This window comes from Levilactobacillus namurensis DSM 19117, from assembly GCF_001434785.1.
Taxonomy (GTDB): Bacteria; Bacillota; Bacilli; order Lactobacillales; family Lactobacillaceae; genus Levilactobacillus; species Levilactobacillus namurensis.
Genome location: NZ_AZDT01000035.1, coordinates 1 through 2,134 on the forward strand (window position 1 = coordinate 1; position 2,134 = coordinate 2,134).

2 protein-coding genes are annotated in these 2,134 nt (G+C 41.9%); both read right to left on the reverse strand.

The window, feature by feature from the left end; translation table 11 throughout:
- Positions 1-59: 59 nt before the first annotated feature.
- Positions 60-797: an IS21-like element helper ATPase IstB gene (istB, locus tag FD30_RS06235; protein WP_003555349.1), complete on the reverse strand. Its 738-nt coding sequence runs from the start codon at positions 795-797 to the stop codon at positions 60-62.
- 9 nt (positions 798-806) lie between these two features.
- On the reverse strand, positions 807-2,030 hold the full coding sequence (gene istA / locus FD30_RS06240; RefSeq protein WP_056944318.1) for an IS21 family transposase: 1,224 nt from the start codon (positions 2,028-2,030) through the stop codon (positions 807-809).
- Positions 2,031-2,134: the final 104 nt, after the last annotated feature.

The window sequence follows — 2,134 nt, forward strand, 5'->3', positions numbered from 1 at the left end:
TGTCAAGGGCAGTTTAAAAATGTAGGTTTTCGGCAGAAAGAAATGTAGGTTTTCGGCAGTTACTTGAGGCCACGTAATCGGTAAGATTTACCAGTGATCTTCACTACGTGAACATGATGAACCAAGCGATCGAGAATGGCTGCTGTCACAGTTGGGTTCTGGAAAATATCAACCCAAGCGGATAGATCACTATTGCTGGTAATGATCGTTGAATGCTTTTCATAGCGGGCATTGACTAGCTGAAATAAGAGGTTAGCTTCTTGGTGACCAATTGGCAAATACCCAATTTCATCAATAATTAATAGGTCATAGCGCGAATAGCGGCTTAGAGATCGATCAAGCAGTCCTTTTTCGTAAGCTGCTCTCAATCTAATCAACAGCTCATGACAATTAATAAAGAGAACCCGACAGCCCTGTTTACAGGCCTCAATCCCAATACTAATTGCCAAGTGGGTTTTACCGACTCCCGGATTGCCAATAAAGATTAAGTTTTCAGACTTTTCCATAAAAGCCAGATTCTGGAATTCCAGAACCTCTTGGCGATTAATACTGGGTTGAAAGCTAAAATCAAATGTATCTAGGGATTTTGTATTGGGGAACCGAGCACGGCCAATGGCCCGTGCAATCTGACCTTCGTGTCGATTCTGGAGTTCCGAATTAGTTAAATCAATTAGCGCCTCAGTTAATGACAGATTATCAGTGTGAATTTGATCAAGGTAATTCGGCAAGTATTCACGGATTTTGTTTAACCCTAAGCGCTCAAGATTATTTAAAAGAATTTGATTATTAGTGGTCATGGTAGCCTCCTATAAGTTGTCGTAATCAGTCATATGTTCACGAATGTAAGCTGAAATGTCTTCATCTGTCCGCCCTTTAAGCAAATCAGATTTGAGGATATTGAACTGATCTTGGGGGTCATAATTCAGCAAATTGGTAGTTATGGAGTGCGTACGAATTTCTTCTCCGTTATAATAAATGTGGATGCGCTGCTCATCATTGGAGATTTCAACAGCAACCGTACAACCAATGTATCGCGGATCTACTGAGTACTTACATTTGCGGAAATTGATCATGGCCTCCTTCGAAACGACACGGGTAATGTTTTCTTCGAAGTATGGTTCAAGGAGATTAACTGGAACGCGATGAAGGTACTCTTTTTCTTCGTCTAACCATTTCAGGTACGGGACTTCGTCCGTGGCCTGCGAAGTTTCATGATTTAGATCATCTCGGAGCATATGAACTAGTTCGATTAGCTCAGTTCCATCAGCAAATTCAGTATTGTATGGCCGTAAACGTTCAACCGTGCGAGCAAGGGCTTCAACTGCACCTTTAGTTTGTGGTCTGAATGGTCGACAAGCAATTGGTGTGAAACCGGCATCTTTACAGAATTCGTGGAACCGTTCGTTAAAGACAGCGTGGCCAAACTGGGATTTTGTATGATCCACAACGGTTTTCATATTATCAAACCAGATTTCCGTCGGAATACCTCCGGTATGAAGGAAAGCGTCGTGTAAGCAAGAAAAGAGGGTATCTTGGCTCCGATCAAAGGTTAGTGTCATATATTTGAGTTTTGAATAAGGCAATACATACAAGAAAATATTGAATTTAAACAGCTCACCCTCGCTGCTCACTAGGGCCATTTCTTCTTTCCAGTCAACTTGAGCAGAGAGACCAGGGGAATGTTCAATCCGAATGGTAGCTTTCTTAACTCGTTCTCGGCGGGTTTGGCGACAATAATCTTTCACGAGGGTATAGCTGCCGGTAAAGCCCTTCTTCTGGATAAATTTAAAAATTGAAGCAGCCGAACAATTTAGTTCAAGCTTTGAATCGATGGTTTGCTTGAATGGATCCAGTAAACTTGGCCGTTTCGGTCGACCACTTGGTCGGCCCTTAAGTCCAGCTTTGACTTCCTCATAGGCTTTCTTAACGGTTCGATAATCAACATTATATTGCCGGGCAATCTCGGCGAAGTTAGGCTTAATATTTTCAGTCACGTAAATCGTCACTCCTTCTCTTAAATCACGTCTCACATCAAATTCCTCCTACACTCTGATGTGATTCATGATACAAAAAATGTAGGAAAACCAACAGTTCTAACCTGCCGTTTTCCTACATTTTACGGGTGCCTTTTACA